Annotated in this window: 16 protein-coding genes; all 16 read left to right on the top strand. The window is 63.4% G+C overall.

The window, feature by feature from the left end; all coding sequences use genetic code 11:
- Nucleotides 1-50 precede the first annotated feature (50 nt).
- The gene (locus tag AC0V2Y_RS05545; RefSeq protein WP_475415484.1) at nt 51-1,025 is read left to right on the top strand and encodes a LysR family transcriptional regulator; all 975 of its coding nucleotides are present in this window, start codon (nt 51-53) and stop codon (nt 1,023-1,025) included.
- A gap of 256 nt (nt 1,026-1,281) precedes the next feature.
- Complete coding sequence (locus tag AC0V2Y_RS05540) at nt 1,282-4,134, top strand: 2-oxoglutarate dehydrogenase E1 component (RefSeq protein WP_475415483.1); 2,853 nt, start codon at nt 1,282-1,284, stop codon at nt 4,132-4,134.
- Nucleotides 4,135-4,251: 117 nt separating this feature from the next.
- A complete protein-coding gene (gene odhB, locus AC0V2Y_RS05535) occupies nt 4,252-5,508 on the top strand; it encodes a 2-oxoglutarate dehydrogenase complex dihydrolipoyllysine-residue succinyltransferase (RefSeq protein ID WP_070310020.1) in 1,257 nt (418 codons plus the stop codon).
- Between the two features lie 94 nt (nt 5,509-5,602).
- Complete coding sequence (locus tag AC0V2Y_RS05530) at nt 5,603-5,986, top strand: PspC domain-containing protein (RefSeq protein WP_475415482.1); 384 nt, start codon at nt 5,603-5,605, stop codon at nt 5,984-5,986.
- Nucleotides 5,976-7,406 carry a dihydrolipoyl dehydrogenase gene (lpdA, locus tag AC0V2Y_RS05525; protein ID WP_099400301.1) on the top strand — a complete coding sequence of 477 codons (1,431 nt, stop codon included), beginning with the start codon at nt 5,976-5,978 and terminating at the stop codon, nt 7,404-7,406. The genes AC0V2Y_RS05530 and lpdA overlap by 11 nt, the downstream gene beginning before the upstream one ends.
- A gap of 70 nt (nt 7,407-7,476) precedes the next feature.
- Nucleotides 7,477-8,574: a cell division protein ZapE gene (zapE, locus tag AC0V2Y_RS05520; RefSeq protein ID WP_475415481.1), complete on the top strand. Its 1,098-nt coding sequence runs from the start codon at nt 7,477-7,479 to the stop codon at nt 8,572-8,574.
- A 16-nt stretch (nt 8,575-8,590) separates the two neighbouring features.
- On the top strand, nt 8,591-9,310 hold the full coding sequence (locus AC0V2Y_RS05515) for a hypothetical protein (RefSeq protein WP_475415480.1): 720 nt from the start codon (nt 8,591-8,593) through the stop codon (nt 9,308-9,310).
- Nucleotides 9,311-9,447: 137 nt separating this feature from the next.
- Nucleotides 9,448-9,648, top strand: coding sequence for a YdcH family protein (locus tag AC0V2Y_RS05510; RefSeq protein WP_034752051.1), 201 nt, complete (start codon nt 9,448-9,450; stop codon nt 9,646-9,648).
- Nucleotides 9,649-9,709: 61 nt separating this feature from the next.
- Entirely contained in the window at nt 9,710-11,746 is a 2,037-nt protein-coding gene (locus AC0V2Y_RS05505) for an ATP-dependent DNA helicase (protein WP_475415479.1), read from the top strand.
- Between the two features lie 271 nt (nt 11,747-12,017).
- Nucleotides 12,018-12,623, top strand: a complete 606-nt coding sequence (locus AC0V2Y_RS05500) for a toll/interleukin-1 receptor domain-containing protein (RefSeq protein WP_475415478.1) — start codon at nt 12,018-12,020, stop codon at nt 12,621-12,623.
- A gap of 19 nt (nt 12,624-12,642) precedes the next feature.
- A complete protein-coding gene (locus AC0V2Y_RS05495) occupies nt 12,643-15,108 on the top strand; it encodes a tetratricopeptide repeat protein (RefSeq protein WP_475415477.1) in 2,466 nt (821 codons plus the stop codon).
- Between the two features lie 94 nt (nt 15,109-15,202).
- Nucleotides 15,203-15,940, top strand: coding sequence for a 5'/3'-nucleotidase SurE (gene surE / locus AC0V2Y_RS05490; RefSeq protein ID WP_070290596.1), 738 nt, complete (start codon nt 15,203-15,205; stop codon nt 15,938-15,940).
- 9 nt (nt 15,941-15,949) lie between these two features.
- Nucleotides 15,950-16,840 (top strand): protein-L-isoaspartate(D-aspartate) O-methyltransferase, encoded by an 891-nt coding sequence (locus AC0V2Y_RS05485; protein WP_475415476.1) that lies wholly within the window; start codon nt 15,950-15,952, stop codon nt 16,838-16,840.
- A gap of 58 nt (nt 16,841-16,898) precedes the next feature.
- Nucleotides 16,899-17,816 carry a peptidoglycan DD-metalloendopeptidase family protein gene (locus tag AC0V2Y_RS05480; protein ID WP_475415475.1) on the top strand — a complete coding sequence of 306 codons (918 nt, stop codon included), beginning with the start codon at nt 16,899-16,901 and terminating at the stop codon, nt 17,814-17,816.
- Between the two features lie 8 nt (nt 17,817-17,824).
- Nucleotides 17,825-18,856: an RNA polymerase sigma factor RpoS gene (rpoS, locus tag AC0V2Y_RS05475; RefSeq protein WP_475415474.1), complete on the top strand. Its 1,032-nt coding sequence runs from the start codon at nt 17,825-17,827 to the stop codon at nt 18,854-18,856.
- A 240-nt stretch (nt 18,857-19,096) separates the two neighbouring features.
- Nucleotides 19,097-20,437, top strand: a complete 1,341-nt coding sequence (gene rlmD / locus AC0V2Y_RS05470) for a 23S rRNA (uracil(1939)-C(5))-methyltransferase RlmD (protein ID WP_475415473.1) — start codon at nt 19,097-19,099, stop codon at nt 20,435-20,437.
- The last annotated feature ends 454 nt before the right edge of the window (nt 20,438-20,891 follow it).

The raw sequence follows: 20,891 nt of genomic DNA, 5'->3' as shown, positions 1-20,891 counted from the left end.
GTAGATTGCAATACTTAGTTGCATGGATCGGATGAATCAAGGGAGTACGCATGGACCGCATCACCGCCGCACAAGTATTCGTCGCCATCGCCGAGCGTGGCAGCATGGTGGCCGCCAGCGAGGCGCTCGACATGTCGCGCGCCATGGTGACGCGCTACCTGGCCGAAATGGAGCAGTGGGCGGGGGCGCGCCTGCTGCATCGCACCACGCGCCGCCTGAGCCTGACGGATGCGGGCGAGGCCACCCTGGCGCGCTGCCGGCAGATGCTGGACGTGGCCGGCGCCATGGCCGTCGCTTCGCCCGAGGGCATCGACACGCCGCATGGCTTGCTGCGCATCACCTGTTCGCAATCCTTGGCGCAGACGGCGCTCGCTGGCGCAGTGACCGCTTACCTGCGGCGCTACCCGCGCGCCGCCGTCGACCTGCAGATGGAGAACCGCGCCGTCAACCTGGTGGAGCAGCGCATCGACCTGGCGATCCGCATCACGAACGCGCTCGAACCGAACCTGATCGCGCGCCAGCTGGCCAGCTGCGCCTCGGTGGTGTGCGCCGCACCATCGTACCTGGCGGCGCACGGCACGCCGCGCCGGGCGCAAGACCTGGCCCTGCACAACTGCCTGACCTATACGTATTTCGGCAAGAGCCTGTGGCAGTTTACGCACGACGGGGAAGCGCTCACTGTCCCCGTCAGCGGCCGCCTGTCGGCGAATGAGTCGCTGGTCCTGCTGGTGGCCACGGTGGCGGGGGCGGGCATCGCCATGCAGCCGCGCTATTCGGCCGCGCCGCTGATCGCCAGCGGGCAACTGGTGGAGCTGCTGCCCGCCTACCAGCCGCAGGACATGGGCATCTACGGCGTGTATACCTCGCGCCAGCACATGTCGCCCCTGCTGCGCACCATGCTCGACTTCCTGGTGGAGTGGTTTGCCGGCGATGCCGATTGGCTGGCCGCCATCGCGGCAGCGCCGGTGCCGGGCAGACCAGTCGGGCGCAGGCGGCACGCCGGCCGGGACAGGGAAGTACCGTAAGCGCAACAGTAAAAGGCCGGCAAGCCCGGGAAAACCAACAACACAGCTTACATTTGCTTGCCAAATAAAATCAACATGCAGTTGTTGCGTTACAATACCGCGTGCTATTCTAAATGACGGTATGCAGAATGCTGGTGCAATGAAAAAGCCCTTCCCCACAACTTGATGTGCAATCCGCTAACCGGTCAGGCCGTGTCGCGGAAGGTTAGATTAACCCGCTAATTCCTCGCGAAGCGCGAAGAAAGGTGAGCAATATATGCAGCAATTAACGACCAACTCCTACCTGTTCGGTGGGAATGCTCCGTACGTGGAAGACCTGTACGAGGCGTATCTGAACAATCCAGGCTCGGTCCCCGATAACTGGCGTTCCTACTTCGACGCCATGCAGCACGTGCCTGCCGTCGACGGCACCAACAAGCCTGACGTGGCGCATGCCTCCGTCGTCGCCTCGTTCGCCGAGCGCGCAAAAGCAGGTCCGATCCGCACGGTGACTGCTTCCTTCGATGCTGAAATGGGCCGCAAGCGCGTCGCCGCCACGCAGCTGATCGCCGCTTACCGCTACCTCGGTTCGCACTGGGCCAACCTGGATCCGCTGCAACGCCAGGAACGTCCGATGATCCCGGAACTGGAGCCGAGCTTCTACGGTTTCACCGACGCGGACATGGACACCGTGTTCAACATCAGCAATACCTATTTTGGCCCCGAGACCGCCACCCTGCGCGATCTGCTGAACTATCTGCGCGATACCTACACGCGTTCGATCGGCGCCGAATTCATGTACATCTCCGATCCGGCCGAAAAGCGCTGGCTGCAAGAGAAACTGGAATCGATCCGCTCCACCCCGAATTTCACCCCAGAGAAAAAAATCCACATCCTCGACCGCCTGACCGCGGCGGAAGGCCTGGAACGCTATCTGCACACCCGCTACGTGGGCCAGAAGCGCTTCTCCCTGGAAGGCGGCGAAACCTTCATCGCCTCGATGGATGAAACCATCCAGCGCGCCGGCGAAAAAGGCGTGCAGGAAATCGTCATCGGCATGGCTCACCGCGGCCGCCTGAACGTGCTGGTGAACACCCTGGGCAAGGCGCCGCAGGAGCTGTTCGAAGAATTCGAAGGCAAGCATGGCGACGACCTGCCTGCCGGCGACGTGAAATACCATCAAGGCTTCTCGTCGGACATCTCCACCGCAGGCGGCCCGGTCCACCTGTCGCTGGCGTTCAACCCGTCGCACCTGGAAATCGTCAACCCTGTGGTTGAAGGTTCCGTCAAGGCCCGCATGGATCGCCGCGGCGACGTGCACGGCGCGCAAGTGCTGCCTATCCTGGTGCACGGCGATGCCGCTTTCGCCGGCCAGGGCGTGGTCATGGAAACGCTGAATCTGGCGCAGACCCGCGGCTACGGCACGGGCGGCACGGTGCATATCGTGATCAACAACCAGATCGGTTTCACCACCTCGGATCCGCGCGACTCGCGCTCGACCCTGTACTGCTCGGACGTCGTCAAGATGATCGAAGCACCGGTCCTGCACATCAACGCCGATGATCCGGAAGCCGTGGTCCTGGCGACGCAGATCGCGCTCGACTACCGCATGGAATTCAAGAAGGACATCGTCCTCGACATCATCTGCTACCGCAAGCTGGGCCACAACGAGCAGGATACGCCGGCACTGACGCAGCCGCTGATGTACAAGCGCATCGGCCAGCACCCAGGCACCCGCAAGCTGTACGCGGACAAGCTGGTGGCGCAAGGCGTGATCCCTGCCGATGGCGGCGACAAGATGGTGGCCGCGTTCCGCGACGCCATGGACGCCGGCAAGCACACCGTCGATCCGGTCATCTCGAACTTCAAGAACAAGTACGCCGTCGACTGGCTGCCGTTCCTGAACAAGAAATGGACCGATTCGGCCGACACGGCCGTGCCGATGACGGAACTGAAGCGCCTGGCCGCGCGCATCACCACCGTGCCGGAACAGTTCAAGGTCCACTCGCTGGTGGAAAAAGTACTGGGCGACCGTGGCACCATGGGCCGCGGCGAAATGAACCTGGACTGGGGCATGGGCGAACATCTGGCCTACGCTTCGCTGGTATCGTCCGGCTACGCCATCCGCCTGACGGGCCAGGATGCCGGCCGCGGCACCTTCGTGCACCGCCACGCCGTGCTGCATGACCAGAACCGCGAGCGCTGGGATGCGGGCACCTACATTCCGCTGCAAAACGTGTCGGACAACCAGGCGCCGTTCACCGTCATCGACTCGGTGCTGTCCGAAGAAGCCGTACTGGCCTTCGAATACGGCTACTCGACCGCTGAACCGAACACCCTGACGATCTGGGAAGCCCAGTTCGGCGACTTCGCCAACGGCGCGCAAGTGGTGATCGACCAATTCATCAGCTCCGGCGAAGTGAAGTGGGGCCGCGCTTCGGGCCTGGTGATGATGCTGCCGCACGGTTACGAAGGCCAGGGTCCTGAGCACTCGTCCGCGCGTCCAGAGCGTTTCCTGCAGCTGTGCGCAGACAACAACATGCAAGTGGTGCAGCCGACGACGGCTTCGCAGATCTTCCATTTGCTGCGCCGCCAGATGGTGCGCCAGTTCCGCAAGCCGCTGGTCATCCTGACGCCGAAGTCGCTGTTGCGTAACAAGGATGCCGGTTCGCCGCTGACCGATCTGGCCAAGGGCGGTTTCCAGACCGTCATCGGCGAAGTCGACGACAAAATCGACGCCAAGAAAGTCAAGCGCGTGGTCGCCTGCTCGGGCAAGGTCTACTACGACCTGGTCAACGCACGCAAGACCCGCGGCCAGACCGACACGGCTATCGTGCGCCTGGAACAGCTGTATCCGTTCCCGCACAAGTCGTTCGCTGCCGAACTGAAGAAGTTCCCGAACCTGGTCGAAGTCGTTTGGGCGCAGGACGAGCCGCAAAACCAGGGCGCCTGGTTCCAGATCCAGCACAACATCTTCGAAGGCCTGGAATCGGGTCAGCGTCTGGCCTACGCCGGCCGCCCTGCCTCGGCGTCGCCTGCTGTCGGTTACTATGACAAGCACTACGCCCAGCAAAAAGATCTGCTGGAAACGGCATTCTCGAAGCTGAAAGGTTTTATCCTGACCAAGTAAGTGGCAGGATAGCGGGTGCCATGCGTATGCATGGCACCTGTTCGCATACATCGTGACGGAGCGCCGCCCTTGCTACGCAGGGGCGGCGCCGCAATAACAAAATAAACGGAGTTTTACATGGCACAAATCGAAGTCAAAGTTCCCCAGTTGTCGGAATCGGTTGCGGAAGCGACCCTGCTGGCATGGCACAAGAAAGTCGGCGAAGCAGTCGCGCGCGACGAAAACATGATCGACATCGAAACCGATAAAGTAGTGCTGGAACTGCCGGCGCCGGCCGCCGGCGTGATCGTGCAGATCATCAAGGATAACGGCGCCACCGTGGTTGCCGGCGAAGTCATCGCCATCATCGATACCGACGGTTCGGCCAAGGTCAGCCCGATGGAAGTCTCCGCCGTGCCTGCGCCAGCCCTGGCTGCCGCCGCGCAAGACACCGCCAGCGCTTCGGCGCCAGCTGCTGCGACCAAGGGCGATGTCGCCATGCCTGCCGCCGCCAAGATCCTGTCCGAAAAAGGCCTGTCCGCCGGCGACGTCGCCGGTTCGGGCAAAGACGGCCGCGTGACCAAGGGCGACGCCCTGGCCGCTTCCGCCAAGCCAGCTGTCGCGCCGCTGGCGCCAGCCGCTGCCAAGCCAGCGCTGCAGCAAGTTGCCACGCCGTCGGCCGCCAGCCTGGGCGACCGCCCGGAAGAGCGCGTACCGATGAGCCGCCTGCGCGCGCGTATCGCCGAGCGCCTGCTGCAATCGCAATCGACGAACGCCATCCTGACCACGTTCAATGAAGTGAACATGCAGCCGGTCATCGACCTGCGCAACAAGTACAAGGACAAGTTCGAGAAAGAGCACGGCGTCAAGCTGGGCTTCATGTCCTTCTTCGTCAAGGCTGCCGTCGCCGCCCTGAAAAAGTACCCGATCATCAATGCCTCCGTTGACGGCAACGACATCGTCTACCACGGCTACTTCGACATCGGCATCGCCGTCGGTTCGCCGCGCGGCCTGGTCGTGCCTATCATCCGCAACGCGGACCAGCTGTCGATCGCCGACATCGAGAAAAAAATCGGTGAATTCGGCGCGAAAGCCAAGGAAGGCAAGCTGACCCTGGACGACCTGACGGGCGGCACGTTCTCGATCTCGAACGGCGGCACCTTCGGCTCCATGCTGTCGACCCCGATCATCAACCCGCCGCAATCGGCCATCCTGGGCGTGCATGCGACCAAGGACCGCGCCGTTGTCGAAAACGGCCAGATCGTGGTGCGTCCGATGAACTACCTGGCCATGTCCTACGACCACCGCATCATCGACGGCCGCGAAGCCGTCCTGGGCCTGGTGGCGATGAAAGAAGCGCTGGAAGATCCTGCACGCCTGCTGCTGGACCTGTAAGCACCGTAGTCCCCCGGCGTAGCCGCCGGGGCAATGTAGCTGATACCCCTTGCCAGAAGACGCAGCTGGCTGATCTCAATGAAAGAGGATTCCCATGAACGTCTCTGAAGAAATCAAGCGTCTGCACGAGTTGCACCTGGCGGGCGCCCTGAGCGACGCGGAATTCGCGCAAGCGAAAGCCAAGCTCCTGAGCAATATCAACCTGGACAAGCCGGACGGCACGTCCGGCGCCGCTGCCGGCTCCGGCCCGTCGAACGACCTGGTGCAGGAATTCAACCGCCTGCGCCGTTCGCGCAACGACCGCTGGCTGGGCGGCGTCTGCGGCGGCCTGGGCCGCGCTTCCGGCATGGAAGCGTGGATCTGGCGCCTCGTCTTCGTCCTGTTTACATTGACCTTCGGCTTCGGCGTGGTGATTTACCTTCTATTGTGGATTTTCGTACCAGACGAAGAGATTGGAATAACAAAACATGAGTACTAAACAATTTGACGTAGTTGTCATCGGCGCGGGCCCTGGCGGCTACATCGCCGCCATCCGCGCAGCGCAGCTGGGCTTTTCCGTCGCTTGCGTCGACGAGTGGTCGAACGCCAAGGGCGGCGCCGCGCCTGGCGGTACCTGCACCAACGTCGGCTGCATCCCGTCGAAAGCGCTGCTGCAATCGTCCGAGCATTTCGAACACGCGGGCCACAGCTTCGCCGAGCACGGCATCGACGTCGCCGGCCTGAAGCTGAACCTGGGCCAGATGCTCAAGCGCAAGGACACCGTCGTCAAGCAAAACAACGACGGCATCCTGTATCTGTTCAAGAAGAACAAGATCGCCTTCTTCCACGGCCGCGCCGCTTTCGCTGCCGCCGCCGCTGGCACGTACGAGATCAGCGTGACGGGCGAAGCCAACGAAACCCTGAGCGCCAAGCACGTGGTCATCGCCACGGGTTCGAACGCACGCGAACTGCCGGGCGCACCATTCGACGAGAAACTGATCCTGTCGAACACGGGCGCACTGGCCATTGACGCCGTACCCGCCAAGCTGGGCGTCATCGGTGCCGGCGTGATCGGCCTGGAAATGGGCAGCGTCTGGCGCCGCCTGGGTTCCGACGTCACCGTGCTGGAAGGCCTGCCGGTCTTCCTGGGCGCCGTCGACGAGCAGATCGCCAAGGAAGCGTCCAAGCTGTTCACCAAGCAAGGCTTGAAGATCAACCTCGGCTGCAAGATCGGTGCGATCACGCCAGGCAAGAAAGACGTCACCGTGGAATTCGTGGACGCCAAGGGCGAAGCGCAAAAAGCCGTGTTCGACAAGCTGATCATCTCGATCGGCCGCACGCCGAACACGAACGGCCTGGGTGCCGACAAGGTCGGCCTGCAGCTGGACGAGCGCGGCTTCATCGCCGTCGACGGCGACTGCAAGACCAACCTGCCGAACGTGTGGGCGGTGGGCGACGTCGTGCGCGGCCCGATGCTGGCGCACAAGGCCGAAGAAGAAGGCGTTGCCGTGGCCGAGCGTATCGCCGGCCAGCATGGCCACACCAACTTCAACACGATTCCTTGGGTGATCTACACCTCGCCGGAAATCGCGTGGGTCGGCAAGACCGAGCAAACCCTGAAAGCCGAAGGCATCGCCTACAAGGCCGGCACCTTCCCGTTCATGGCCAACGGCCGTGCGCGCGCGCTGGGCGACACCTCGGGCATGGTGAAATTCCTGGCCGATGCGACCACCGATGAAATCCTCGGCGTGCACATCGTCGGCCCGATGGCGTCCGAACTGATTTCCGAAGCCGTCGTGGCGATGGAATTCAAGGCCTCGGCCGAAGACATCGCGCGCATCTGCCATGCGCACCCATCGCTGTCCGAAGCGACCAAGGAAGCGGCACTGGCGGTTGACAAGCGTACCTTGAACTTTTAATTGTAGTTAGTCCAGCAGGGGCGCTCGCGGATTTTTTCCGCCGGCGCCCCTGTGCGTTAAAGCGAATCCCATGAACGTAGAAGAGTTTTACCAGCACGCGTTGCAGAAGCGTGATTTCAAGGCCGATGCCGCCCAGCGGCGCGCGGTCGACCGCCTGCAGCTGTGCTATGACGAGTGGGTGGCCTACAAGGGCCAGCGCTCGAGTACCTTCAAGCGCCTGCTGAACCGTCCCGCCGTGCCGAAAGGCGTGTACATGTGGGGTGGGGTGGGGCGCGGCAAATCGTTCCTGATGGATAGTTTTTACTCGGTCGTGCCCCTGGTGCGCAAGACGCGATTGCACTTCCACGAATTCATGCGCGGCGTGCACCAGCAGCTCGATGAATTGAAAGGCGTGGCCGACCCGCTCGACGAAGTGGCCAAGCGCATCTCCAAGAAATACCGCCTCATCTGTTTCGATGAATTCCACGTCTCGGACATCGCCGACGCGATGATCCTGTACAACCTGCTGTCGGCCCTGTTCGCCAATGGCGTGTCCTTCATCATGACCTCGAATTACGACCCCGACCTGCTGTATCCGGACGGCCTGCACCGCGACCGCATGCTGCCGACCATCGCGCTGCTGAAGGACAAGCTCGACGTGATGAACGTCGACGCGGGCGTCGATTACCGCGGCCGCGCGCTGGAACAGGTGGAAAGCTACTATACCCCGCTGGGCGCGGACACGGACCGGGCCCTGCGCGACGCCTACACGCGCATCGCCGAGACGGCCGACGAAGACGCGCGCATCCGCATCGAGAGCCGCGAAATCCACTGCCTGCGCCGAGCCGGCGGCATCATCTGGTTCGATTTCGCCACCCTGTGCGGCGGCCCCCGCTCGCAAAATGATTACCTGGAAATCGCCAGCCGCTTCCATACGGTGATATTGTCCGGCATACCGGCCATGTCGGCGGCGCAGTCGTCCGAGGCGCGCCGCTTTACGTGGCTGATCGACGTGTTTTACGACCAGAAGGTCAAGCTGATCATGTCGGCCGAAGTGGCGCCGGACCAGCTGTACACGAACGGCATGCTGGCCAACGAGTTTCACCGTACCGTTTCGCGTATCATCGAGATGCAATCGCGCGAATACATGGAAAAAGAACAGCGCGGCGCGGCCGACGCGATCGTTTGAGGCAGGGATAAGGAACATGATGGCAAATACACTATACAAGCTGGGTGCGGCGCTGGGCCTGGTCCTGGCGTTGTCCGCCTGCGCGCACCAGGGGGCCGCGGCGTTGGATGAGGTCGGCGCACCGCAGGTGCCCGCCACCTTGTCCGTGGAAGAGGCGGACGCCAAGCTGAAGCAGTCGGCCAGCGAGCGCGAAGCGGCGGAAAACGAGTTTGCCGCGCGCGAAGTCGAGTGCTACAACAAGTTTTTCGTGAATAATTGCCTCGACAAGGCCAAGGAAAAGCGCCGCCTGATCCTCGTGCGCCTGCGCGCCATCGACGCGGAAGCGAATTATTTCAAGCGCGCCGAGTCCGTGCGCCTGCGCGATATCGACCTGGCCAGGACGCAGGAAAGCGCGCGCCTCGACGCCGAGCAGCGGGCCGCGGCCGTGCCCAAGCCCGTGAAAGTGGTCACGCCCGATCCTGCTCCGCCCAAGCCGCAAGGCAAGAGCGTTGCCGAGCGCGAGGCTGAGCAAGCGGCGAAGGTGGCGAAACAAGCCGCCGACGATGCGGCCGAGGCGCCGCGCCGCGCGGCCCGCGAAGCAGCCTATGCGAAAAAACAGGCTGACGCAGTGGCGCGCCAGAAACGCGTGGCGCAACGCCTGGCCGAGCGCCAGGCCGAAGCGCAGGCCAAGGCCGCCAAGGCGGCCGCCGCTGCCGGCACGCCGGCTGCTGCCGTGCCGGTGCCGCCGGTCAAATAAGCCCGCCGCGTTAGGGCATGCCGGAAATGGCGTGCCCTAACGCGCGCGGCAGGTTAAACTATGCACTATGGCTGCCTGCGTACGCTGCGCGCGCCGGTTTAGCAACATTGTTACCAACACTGCCTGGAACGCAACACATGAGCGATGCACAGCAAATAGAGCGGCGCCTGATTGAACTCAACGTGGAACACCGTGACCTCGATGCCGTCATCGAGTTGCTGATACTCGATGGCCACCATGACGAGCTGCAGCTGCGCCGCCTGAAAAAGCGCAAATTGCAATTGAAGGATCACATCACCTTGCTGAAAATGCAGTTGGTGCCCGACGTTCCCGCCTGAGGGGCGCCAGTAGCGTCCAGTCCAGCCTTCACCTAAGTATATTTTGACCGATCACAATTTATTGCCAGTTAACCCGGATGGGCAGCCTGCCGATCCGCAAGCCAGTCTGCCAGCCGAACCGCAGGCGGCGCCTGGCAAGCACGATGCCGACATCGAGCGCCTGTTTGGCGCCGGCGGCCCGCTCGGTCCGGCCGTGGGCAGCTACAAGCCGCGCCGTTCGCAAACGGACATGGCCAAGGCCATCGCCAGCGCCATCGACAGCCAGACGACCCTGATCGCCGAGGCGGGCACGGGCACCGGCAAGACCTTCGCCTACCTGGTGCCGGCCCTGATGTGGGGCGGCAAGACCATCGTGTCCACCGGCACGAAGAACTTGCAGGATCAATTGTTCCTGCGCGATATCCCCACCGTGCGTGCCGCGCTGCAGGCGCCCGTCTCCGTCGCCCTGCTGAAGGGCCGCTCGAACTACGTCTGCCATTACCACCTGGAACGCACGCTGCAGAACGGGCGCATGACGTCGCGCGACGACGTGGGCCATCTGCGCGAAATCTCGCGTTTCATCAAGATGACCAGCTCCGGCGACAAGGCGGAACTGACCAAGGTGCCGGAAAACGCCATGATCTGGAACCTGGTGACGTCCACGCGCGACACCTGCATGGGCGCCGAATGCCAGTATTACCAGGATTGCTTCGTCATGAAGGCGCGCAAGGAAGCGCAGCAGGCCGACGTGGTGGTGGTCAACCACCATTTGTTCTTTGCCGACGTGGCCCTGAAGGACACGGGCGTGGCGGAATTGCTGCCTTCGGCCAATACCATCATCTTCGACGAGGCGCACCAGCTGCCCGACACGGCGACCTTATTCTTCGGTAACACGGTGTCGACCTCGCAAATCCTGGAACTGTGCCGCGACGTGCTGGCCGAGGGCCTCGCGCATGCGCGCGGCATCGACTGGGCGAAGACCGTCACGGTGGTGGAAAAGGCGGCGCGCGACCTGCGGTTGACGTTCCCGCAGGATATCGTGCGCCTGTCCTTGCCGCAGATCGCCCCGTCCAGCGATTTCTTTCCTGCGCTCGACACCCTCAAGGATGAGCTTGACGGCATGGTGGCCGTGCTGGAAACCCAGGCGGAACGGGCGGAGACGCTGGAGCAGTGCAGGGTGCGCGGCGTCGAGCTGGCGCAGCAGCTGAGCGGCTGGAAGTTCGACCCGAAGGCGAAAGTGGCGGCCGGCGAAGAAGCCGTGTTCTGGGTGGAAGCGTTTTCCAGCTCTTTGCAGTTACATAAAACACCATTGTCGATCGCGCCGATCTTCAACAACCAGCGCGAAGGCACGCCGCGCAGCTGGATATTCACGTCGGCCACCCTGGCCGTGAAGAACGATTTCAAGCATTTTTCCGAACAGATGGGCTTGACGGGCGAACCGTCGCATACGTGGCCGAGCCCGTTCAACTATGGCCAGCAGGGCTTGCTGTTCGTGCCGCAAAACCTGCCGCAGCCGAACGCGCTGGGCTACACGGACGCCGTCATCGACTGCGCCCTGCCCATCATCGAGGCGGCGGGCGGGCGCACCTTCTTCCTGTGCACCACCTTGCGCGCCGTCAAACGCGCGGCCGAGCGCCTGGCCGACGAATTCAGGCAGCGCGGCCTGAACTTCCCCCTGTTTGTGCAGGGAGAAAAGGGCCGCACGGAATTGCTCGACCAGTTCCGCGCCGCCGGTAATGGCGTGCTGATCGGCAGCCAGAGCTTTTGGGAAGGCGTCGACGTGCGCGGCGATGCGCTGTCCCTGGTCATCATCGACAAGCTGCCGTTCGCGCCGCCGGACGACCCCGTGCTGGCCGCGCGCATCGAAGTGATGGAAAAGCAGGGCAAGAACGGTTTCATGCACCACTCGCTGCCGGAAGCCATCATCAACCTGAAGCAGGGTGCGGGACGGCTGATCCGCGACGAGGGCGACCGGGGCGTGCTGATGATCTGCGATCCGCGCCTCATTTCCAAGCCATACGGCAAGCGCATCTGGCAAAGCCTGCCGCCGTTCAAGCGCACGCGCGATACCGCCGAAGTGGTGGAGTTCTTCCGCAACCTGCCCGCCAAGGACGCTTAAGTCTTGCTCGCCGGCGCCAGTTGCGTGCCGGCATATTTCCCTTTGTTATCAGGCTCATGGCATTTTCTACGCGCCGCGGGCCTGCGCGCCGGGCATGCCGGAAAGCGGCGCGATCATGCCAGTTTCTGGTTTTTTTTCCCATGTCCAGGACGCCAGACACATCTTTGCGCCAGCGCAAACAGGGCTGTTGCCTGGCGGTCTACAGTGAACTCATGCCTTGCAGGATGAAGGCGCGGCGATGGCAGGGCCGCACGGGGAACAGGGGGATGCCATGGAGATCCGCTACGGCTGTTTCTTGAGCTACGCGCACGGCCAATATGCGTTCATGAACAAGTTCAAGAATGACCTCATCGAGGCGCTGGCGTGCTATCTGGAGCCGCACCTGGACCGCGAGGAAGTGCTGTTCATCGACAGCGAGCAACTGGGCGGCGGCGACGATATCGACCTGCGCGTGGCGCGCGCCATGTGCCAGAGCGTCTGCATGATCGTGCTGTACACGCCCAAATATGAAGCGCACGGCTATACGCGGCGCGAATTTGCCGCCATGCAGCTGATCGAGCAGGAGCGGCGCGTCTGGTATGAACTGCCCAGCCACCTGATCATCCCCATCATCATGACGCGCCATCCGGACGGCTTGCCGCCGCAAATCACGGAGTCGGGGCTGTACGTCGATTTTTCCGGCTACACGCTGGCCAGCGGCGACCTGAAGTCGAATCCGCAATACCTGCCCGACATCGAACGCATCGTGCAGCGCATCGCCACGCATTACCACTTGCTCAAGCGGTCAACACCGGCCGGTCACGATTGCAGCCGTTTCGTGTTGCCCGATATTCCACCGGAATGGCGCGCCATTCCGCCTCCCCACTTTCCACGTTAATCACGTAAAAGGTCCCGTCATGGAATGCCAACGCCTCTCCCTGCCACCTTTGAGCGCCCCTGGCGAAGTCGTCACCTTCTATTCCTACAAGGGCGGTACCGGCCGCACCATGGCCTTGTCGAACATCGCCGTACTGCTGGCGCGCCGTGAAAACGCCAGCGTGCCCGTGCTGATGCTGGACTGGGACATGGAGGCGCCGGGCCTGCATCATTATTTCGAACAGCACGAGGAGCGGCCCGGCGTGCTCGAATTCTTCGAGGCCTGCCGCCAGCAGATCGAACGCATCAGCCTGGAAATGGCGGGCGCGCGCGCCAGCGGGCAGGGCGCCGGCCGCGAGGATGCGGCGCTGGCCCAGCGCGTGCTCGACGCCATCGACTGGCAGCAGTACGTGGTGCGCGTCGACCAGGGCAGTCCGCTGTACCTGATGCGCGCGGGGCGCTTCGACGCCAGCTACAGCGAGCGCCTGGCGCAGATGCGCTGGGATCAGCTGTTCGACAGCTGCCCGGCCCTGTTCCGCTGCTTCGCCGATACCCTGGCCCAGCATTTCCGCTACGTGCTGGTCGATTCGCGCACGGGGCGCACGGACAGCGCCGGCATCTGCACCACCTTGCTGCCGAAAAAGCTGGTGGTGGTCTTCACGCCGAACCGGCAAAGCCTGGAAGGCGTCGACGCGCTCGTCACGCGGGCCATCGAATACCGCCGCAGCCATGAAGACGAACAGCGCCCGCTGCTCGTGTATCCCTTGCCTTCGCGCATAGAAATGGGCGACGGGGCGCAGCGCGCCGAGTGGCGCCGCGGCGACGCGCACAAGGGCATCGCCGGCTTCCAGCCCATGTTCGAGCGCCTGCTGCGCACGTCCTACGGCTTGCCGCAGATCGCCCTCGACAGCTATTTCGACGAAGTCCAGCTGCAGCAGACGAAAACCTTTGCCTATGGCGAGCAGCTGGCCGTGCGCATCGACCAGGGCGGCGACCGCTTTTCCCTCACGCGCACCTTCGAAGCCTTTTTGCACTGGTTGACGGGCGGCTACTTTCCCTGGCAGTCGAGCCGTGAAATCGCCTTGCTGGGCGCCATCAGCGAAGCGCGCCAGGCCTTGCAGCTGGAACCTGGCCGTGCCGTGGCCCTGCCGCTGGCGCGCGACCTGGCCCGCCTGGGCGAGCTGTACCGCAAGGATGGGCGCAGCGCGCAGGCGCTCGACGCCTTCCGCCAGAGCGTCGAGATCCGCGTGCGTCTGCTGGGCGAGGAGCATCCGGACAGCCTGGCGTGCAAGAGCGGCATGGCGCGCCTGCTGCGCCAGCTGGGCAAGCTCGATGAAGCCCGCTTCCTGGAAGAAGACGTGCTCGACGTGCGCGAGCGCGTGCTGGGCAGCGAGCATCCCGACACCCTGTCCGCCCGGGCCTGCCTGGCGAAAACCCTGTTGCTGCAGGGCGAGCTGGCGGCGGCGCTGCTGCTGCAGGATACGGTGCTGGCAAGCTACGCGCGCCAGCTGGGCGGCGAGCATCCGCTGACCCTGGAAGCGATGGATGGCCGTGCCGCCACCTTGCTGCGCATGGGCAGGCTGGCGCAGGCGCGGCAATTGCTGGGCACGGTGGTGGCGGCGCGCGAGCGCCTGTTTGGCGCCGAGCATGGCGATACCTTGCGCAGCAAGCTGGCCCTGGCACAGGCGCTGGGCCGCGAAGGCGACCTGGAGGGTGCGCGGCGCCTGCTTTCCGCCGTGCTGCAGGTGCAGGAGCGGCGCCTGGGCGTCGACCATGCGGCCACCCTGTCCACGCGCGATTTGCTGGCCGACATCGTGGCCGGGCAGGGCGACTGGGCCGGCGCGCGCCAGCTGCATGAAGACCAGGTGGCGGCGCGCGAGCGCACGCAGGGGCTCGACCATCCGGAAACCCTGATGAGCCAGCGCAAGCTGGCCGAGGCGCTGCTGCGGCGCGGCGAGCTCGATGCGGCGCGCAGCGTGCAGGAGCAGGTGCTGGAAGTGCATGCGCGCCTGCTGGGCGAAGACCACCTCGATACCTTGCACAGCAAGAAGCAACTGGCCGGCACCCTGCAGCAGCAGGGCGACAGCGAGGCGGCGCGCCTGCTGGAAGATGCCGTGCTCAGCGGCAGCGACCGGCTGTTGAATTCGCCCGTCACGGGGCATGCGGACAGCGTGCTCGACGGCGCGCGGCATTTGCAGGAAACCATCCTGGCCGGCCGCGCCAACGAACAGGATGCGGCCGAGCCGGACATCCTGGCCAGCATGATCTCTATGCTGCAAGGCATGATCGAGCGGGAACAGTATCCGCAGGCGGGCGAACTGGCCGAACATCTGAAGTCTTGCCTGCTGCGCCCGGGCGTGCCGGGCAAGCTGCGCAGGCGCGGCATGGCGCAGCTGAAAAGAATGTACAAGTTGCAAGGCGACCTGAATGCCTTGCTGGCCCTGCAGGAGGATGAAGTGCAGGCGCTGGAAGGGGCGTTGTCGGAAGCGCGCATCGAGCAGCGCTGAGCTTGCGTGCCATGTCAGCGCGGCGGCACAAAAAATGCTGCCTGTCGGCGTGCGGCACGCGCAGTGTTGGCAATGCTTCAGGTAAAATCTCGTTATGAGAATCCTTATCAGTAACGACGACGGTTACCTGGCGCCTGGCCTGGCGGCCCTGGCCGACGCGCTCGCGCCCATTGCCGACATCGTGGTGGTGGCGCCCGACAGCAACCGTTCGGGCGCGTCCAATTCGCTGTCGCTGGACCGGCCCTTGTCCGTGCACAAGGCCGCCAACGGCTTTTATTTTGTCAACGGCACGCCCACCGACTGCGTGCACGTGGCGCTGACAGGCATGCTCATCGAGCGCCCCGACCTGGTGGTCTCCGGCATCAACAACGGTCCCAACATGGGTGACGACACCCTGTATTCGGGCACCGTGGCCGCCGCCACGGAAGGCTATCTGTTCGGCATTCCCGCCATCGCCTTTTCCCAGTCGCAGTTCGGCTGGGCCAACCTGGACGCGGCCGCCCGCGTGGCGCGGGAAATCGTCGAGCGCCAGTTCGACGCCCTGCAGAAACCGTATCTGCTGAACGTGAATATCCCCGCCATTCCTTATGAACAATTGCAAGGCATGGCGGCCACGCGCCTGGGCAAGCGCCATTCGGCCGAGCCCGTGATCCGCGCGCTCGACCCGCGTGGCCGCGAAATCTTCTGGATCGGCCCGGCCGGCGCCGCCAAGGAAGGCGGCCCGGGCACGGATTTCCATGCCGTTGAACATGGACAAGTATCGATCACGCCGTTGCAGATCGACCTGACCCATACCACTCAACTCGATGCACTGGCAAAAGGCCTGGCATGACCGCTCACTATGACTGACAAGCCGCGTACCTTCCCCCTTACCCTCGATTCGCTGGCCGGCAAGCCCGCCAGGCAGGGCGGGGGGCAGTCGCTGGCCCAGTCCCGGATCGCCACGCCGCAGACGGCCACGCAGAATGCTGCGCAAAACGCGGCGCGCGGCGTGGCGCAGCCCTATGGCGCGCACGCGGCCATCGCGCCGTCGCGCGCCCAGGCCATCGCCAATGAGCGGGCGCAGCCGGCCGTGGTGTCGCCGCCGCGGCAAAACCCGCTCGTCTCGGAAGCCGTGCGCCGGGCCATGGTGGCGCGCGTGGCGAAACAGGGCGTCAAGGACCAGGTGGTGCTCGACGCCATGCAAGCCGTGCCGCGCCACATGTTCATGGACGAGGCGCTGGCGTCGCAGGCCTACATCGATGCCTCCTTGCCGATCGGCCACCACCAGACCATCTCGCAGCCGTATATCGTCGCGCGCATGATCGAAGTGATGCGCCAGGGCGGCAGCTTGCAGCGCGTGCTGGAAATCGGCACGGGTTGCGGCTACCAGGCGGCGGTGCTGGCGCTGGTGGCGAAGGAAGTGTATTCGATCGAGCGCATCCGGCCCCTGCACGAGCTGGCGAAGGCCAATCTGCGTCCGCTGCGCGTGTCGAATCTGCGCTTGCAGTACGGAGATGGTATGCTTGGCCTGCCGCAGGCGGCGCCCTTCGACGGGATCATCCTTGCCGCAGCCGGCCTGGAAGTCCCGCAAGCCTTGCTGGAACAGCTGGCGCCCGGCGGGCGTCTGGTTGCGCCGGTGGGGGCTAAATTGCAACACTTGCAACTCATTACCCGGGTAGGAAAGATGGAATGGACCAGCCAGACCCTGGAAGATTGCCATTTCGTGCCTTTGCGCCCGGGCACCATATGATCCCCGGATCAGCTAGCAGGCAGGACCTGAATATACATGCGAATGATGAAGAAAACGAATGATTAAGAAAAACAATGTACTCCTCTGCAGCCTTGCGCTGGCCGCCCTGTTGAGCGGTTGCGGCACCACGGGCGTCCAGGCGCCCGTCGTCGAGCGCCATCCATCGAGCAGCAGCGCCGCCGCCAGCGATCCGCGCGACCGCGATCCGGCCTATTACACGGTCAAGCGCGGCGACACCCTGTTGCGCATCGCCCTGGAACACGGCCAGAATTACCGCGACCTGGTGGCCTGGAACGACTTGAGCAACCCGAACGACATCAAGGTCGACCAGGTATTGCGCGTGCTGCCGCCGACTGGCGACGCGGGCGGCGCGCAGACGTCGGCCATCGTCATGCCGCCGGTGACGGAAGTTAAGCCGGCCGCGCCTGTCGTGCCGAAGAAAACGGGCCCGCGCGGCGAGAAGCGCGCGTATTCCGACGCCACCCTGGCCGAGCTGCGCGCCGATGGCGGCAGCAGCGACGCGAAACCCGCGCCAGCGCCGGCAGCGGCCGTCGCCGCCGCACCGGCCGCCGCGGCGGCATCCCCTGCGGCATCGGCGCCTGGCGACGACAAGATCAGCTGGATGTGGCCTTCCGAAGGCAAGGTCATCGGCACTTTCGACGAAGGCAAGAATAAGGGCGTCGATATCGCCGGCAAGGCGGGCCAGCAAGTGGTGGCCGCCGGCGCGGGAAAAGTCATGTATGCCGGGAGCGGAATCCGTGGTTATGGTAATCTTGTCATCGTGAAGCACAGTAATAGTTTATTGTCGGCATATGCGCATAACCGCAGCATCCTGGTGAAGGAAGGGCAGAACGTCAACAAAGGCCAGGCCATCGCCGAAATGGGCGATTCCGATGCCGACCGCGTGAAGCTGCACTTTGAAATCCGCCAGCAGGGCAAGCCTGTCGACCCTTCGAAATTCCTGCCTAACCGTTAGGTAAAGCAATGACACACGCGCCGCACGACCAGCTGGACGATGACCCGGAACTGCCGGAAGATGGGGCAGACGAAGTCGTGACGGACGATGCCGGCGAACTCGACGGCATTGACGCCGTCGAGGCGGGCGAGGGCGGCGAGGTGGCCAGCGTCAGCGTGCTGGTCGAAAGTGTCGATGAATTGAAGAAAGTGCTGGCGGCCGAACTGTCGACCGATACTACGCAGCACTATCTGAACCAGATCGGCACGCGGCCATTGCTGACGGCCGCGCAAGAGGTGCATTACGCCACCCTGGCCAAGCAGGGCAATTTCGAAGCCCGGCAAACCATGATCGAGCACAACCTGCGCCTGGTCGTGTCGATCGCCAAGCATTACATCAACCGCGGCGTGGTCCTGCTCGACATGATCGAAGAGGGCAACATCGGCCTGATGCGGGCCATCGACAAGTTCGAGCCCGAGCGCGGTTTCCGTTTCTCTACCTATGCGACCTGGTGGATACGCCAGAGCATCGAGCGCGCCATCATGAACCAGGCGCGCACGGTGCGCCTGCCCGTGCACATGGTGCGCGAACTGAACCAGATCCTGCGCGGAAAATACCACCTGGAAGCCCAGCACCACGACGGCAAGGATGCCACCGCGGAAGACATCGCCCACCTGGTGGGCCGCCCCGTGGAAGAGGTGCAGGATATCCTGGCCCTGTCCGAGCATGCCACCTCGCTCGACGCGCCGCTCGACAACGATCCGCAGTCGTCGCTGATGGACATGCTGCCCGGCGCCAGCGAAGACAGCCCCGACGCGCGCGCGGAACACCATGAAATGACGGTGCTGGTGCGCGACTGGCTGACCAAGCTGCCCGACAAGCAGCGTGTCGTCATCATGCGCCGTTTCGGCCTCGACAACGACGATCCGGCCACCCTGGAAACCCTGGCCGAGGAAATGGGCGTGACGCGCGAGCGCGTGCGCCAGATCCAGCAGGAAGCCTTGATTAAACTGAAGCGCGCCATGGCCGCGCGCGGCGTCGTGCGCGACTCTCTGCTGTAGCGTGCCCGATAAAACGCATCGGCGGCGTTGCAATGCCTCGCCGTACTGGCGTACTGTCTTCGGCAATGCGCCTTGCCCTGTACATTTTCTCAGCCACGCTAAATCGGTGCAACCGTGCTGCGGACTTAAGCTAGTCGGCATCTGCTATCATACGCCCCGCTCGCGGCGCCTGACTTTCCCCCATTCTTTCAAGTTCCAGCGCGGCCCTGCGTCCTGGCCCACTCTTACCTATTGATCGCTATGCAAGAAAATATCATCGAAATCAAATCGCTCGACATGGATGCCCGTGGCGTTGGCCATATCGAGAACGAAGACGGCTCGCCGGGCAAGGTCGTGTTTGTCGAAGGCGCGTTGCCGGGCGAGCGCGTCAGCTTCGTGACGTTCAAGAAAAAGAAGAACTGGGAAATGGCCCGCATGACGTCGCTGCACCGCGAATCGGCCATGCGCGTGACGCCCAAATGCAAGCATTTCGACAACTGCGGCGGCTGCTCGATGCAGCATCTGGAGCCGTCGGCGCAGGTGGCGATCAAGCAGCGCGTGCTGGAAGACAATCTGTGGCATATCGGCAAGGTGCGTCCGCAAAGCATCATGCGCCCCATGTATGGCCCGACGTGGGGCTACCGCTACCGCGCGCGCCTGTCCGTGCGCCACGTCAAGAAGAAGGATGCCGTGCTGGTAGGCTTCCATGAAAAGAAATCGGCGTTTGTCGCCGACATGGATAGCTGTGAAATCCTGCCGCCGCATATCTCCGCCATGCTGCTGCCGCTGCGCGCGCTGATCGCATCGCTGTCCATCTTCGACCAGATGCCGCAGATCGAGCTGGCCGTGGGCGAAGACGTCACGGCCATGGTCTTGCGCATCATGGCGCCGTTGACGGCGGACGATGAAACGAAATTGAAGGCCTTTGCCGACGAATACGGCGTGCAATGGTGGCTGCAGGTGAAAGGCCCGGAAACGGCCGTGCCGTTCTATCCGCTGGACAAGCAACTGCACTACCTGCTGCCGGAATTCGGCGTCAAGATGCCGTTCAAGCCCGTCGATTTTACGCAGGTGAACCATCACATCAACCGCGTGCTGGTGTCGAAAGCCCTGCGCCTGCTGGAAGTGCAGCCGACGGACCGCGTGGCCGACCTGTTCTGCGGCCTGGGCAATTTCACCTTGCCGCTGGCCACGCAAGGCAGCGCAGTGGTGGGTATCGAAGGCAGCACCACCCTGACGGAGCGGGCGCTGGAAAACGCGCTGGCCAATGGCCTGGCGGAAAAAACCTCGTTCTCGACGCGCAACCTGTTCGAAGTAACGACGGACGATCTGATCGCCTTGGGCCGTTTTGATCGCATCCTCGTCGACCCGCCGCGCGATGGCGCCATGGCCCTGTGCCAGGCGCTGGTCGGCCTGTCGCAAGTGCGTCCGGACCTGCTGCCCAAGCGCATCGTGTACGTGTCGTGCAGCCCGTCCACGCTGGCGCGCGACGCCGGCATCCTGGCGCTGGAGGCGGGCTATGTGCTGAGCAAGGCGGGCGTGGTGAACATGTTCCCGCATACTTCGCACGTGGAATCCATGGCAGTGTTTGATTTGCTCTGAGGGCACACCTGAGAAAACGTCCATAGCTGCGTTGCCTTGCCTAGCCGTACTATTCGTACTGTCTTCGGCAAGGCGCCTTGCTCTGAACGTTTTTCAGGCGCGCTGAAGCTCCCCCATGCGCTGGCCTTGATTCCGCGCTAATACCACTTACAGCGTATTAAAAAACTGGTCTGTCTTTTCCCGATCCGGCGTCTTTTTTCCTCCTTCCTCTGCCGTTTTTTTGATTGTCCAGTAGGACAACACGCCGTCTGTCTCTGTCATGACGTTTTCTGCGCGAAGTGGTATTGCCCACTTTGAGGCCACTTCAAAACCACTTGACCGCCTATTTTTTCAGCAGCATGCTGTTCTTGCAACTGCAAAAAAACAAAATCACAGGGTAGTTATTTACGAAGCAGAGTGGTATTTACGTAAACCTGAACAGGAGACAACGTGGAAAATTTAATACTCAAAAAAA

It is taken from the genome of Janthinobacterium sp. BHSEK (assembly GCF_056174685.1).
This window is presented reverse-complemented; position numbering and strand designations above follow the sequence as displayed.

Bases quoted from the DNA above. Each gene is read 5' to 3' on its own strand.
- surE (WP_070290596.1), top strand. From the start codon at position 15,203: ATGAGAATCCTTATCAGTAACGACGACGGTTACCTGGCGCCTGGCCTG.
- odhB (WP_070310020.1), top strand. From the start codon at position 4,252: ATGGCACAAATCGAAGTCAAAGTTCCCCAGTTGTCGGAATCGGTTGCG.
- AC0V2Y_RS05480 (WP_475415475.1), top strand. From the start codon at position 16,899: ATGATTAAGAAAAACAATGTACTCCTCTGCAGCCTTGCGCTGGCCGCC.
- AC0V2Y_RS05510 (WP_034752051.1), top strand. From the start codon at position 9,448: ATGAGCGATGCACAGCAAATAGAGCGGCGCCTGATTGAACTCAACGTG.
- AC0V2Y_RS05485 (WP_475415476.1), top strand. From the start codon at position 15,950: ATGACTGACAAGCCGCGTACCTTCCCCCTTACCCTCGATTCGCTGGCC.
- AC0V2Y_RS05540 (WP_475415483.1), top strand. From the start codon at position 1,282: ATGCAGCAATTAACGACCAACTCCTACCTGTTCGGTGGGAATGCTCCG.
- AC0V2Y_RS05500 (WP_475415478.1), top strand. From the start codon at position 12,018: ATGGAGATCCGCTACGGCTGTTTCTTGAGCTACGCGCACGGCCAATAT.
- rpoS (WP_475415474.1), top strand. From the start codon at position 17,825: ATGACACACGCGCCGCACGACCAGCTGGACGATGACCCGGAACTGCCG.
- AC0V2Y_RS05530 (WP_475415482.1), top strand. From the start codon at position 5,603: ATGAACGTCTCTGAAGAAATCAAGCGTCTGCACGAGTTGCACCTGGCG.
- AC0V2Y_RS05515 (WP_475415480.1), top strand. From the start codon at position 8,591: ATGATGGCAAATACACTATACAAGCTGGGTGCGGCGCTGGGCCTGGTC.
- lpdA (WP_099400301.1), top strand. From the start codon at position 5,976: ATGAGTACTAAACAATTTGACGTAGTTGTCATCGGCGCGGGCCCTGGC.
- AC0V2Y_RS05495 (WP_475415477.1), top strand. From the start codon at position 12,643: ATGGAATGCCAACGCCTCTCCCTGCCACCTTTGAGCGCCCCTGGCGAA.
- zapE (WP_475415481.1), top strand. From the start codon at position 7,477: ATGAACGTAGAAGAGTTTTACCAGCACGCGTTGCAGAAGCGTGATTTC.
- AC0V2Y_RS05545 (WP_475415484.1), top strand. From the start codon at position 51: ATGGACCGCATCACCGCCGCACAAGTATTCGTCGCCATCGCCGAGCGT.
- rlmD (WP_475415473.1), top strand. From the start codon at position 19,097: ATGCAAGAAAATATCATCGAAATCAAATCGCTCGACATGGATGCCCGT.